1 protein-coding gene is annotated in these 310 nt (G+C 73.5%); it reads right to left on the bottom strand.

All coding sequences use genetic code 11. From position 1 onward, the window contains the following. Nucleotides 1–309 (bottom strand): FadR/GntR family transcriptional regulator (locus tag TN53_RS43725; protein WP_234441884.1); only part of this gene is annotated, 309 nt, incomplete at its 3' end. Nucleotide 310 lies beyond the last annotated feature (1 nt).

Here is a 310-nt window from a genome sequence, read left to right as displayed (position 1 = left end):
GGCGGACGCGGTGGGGGGGGCCGCCGCGAACCGGGCTCCCGCGGGCTCGACGATCGCGCGGACCTCGGCGAGGTCCTCCAGGAAGCCGTCGGTCGGGTCGCTGCTGCCCTGCCAGCGCAGCAGGTCGCTGTCGAGCAGGTTCCAGTCGGCGCGGGGCCGGATGGTCGTGCCGCGCTTCTGCTTCGACTCGAGCAGGCCCTTGGAGGCCAGCACGCGCATGGCCTCGCGGATCACGGTCTTGCTGACGCCGAGTTCCGTCTCGAAGCTGACCGGGTCCACCACGGAGCCCGGGGGGTAGTCGCCGCGGATG

The organism is Streptomyces sp. WM6386 (genome assembly GCF_000972385.1).
GTDB lineage: Bacteria > Actinomycetota > Actinomycetes > Streptomycetales > Streptomycetaceae > Streptomyces.
Note: the sequence above shows the minus strand (reverse complement) of the source record. Positions and strands in the feature narration are given on the sequence as shown.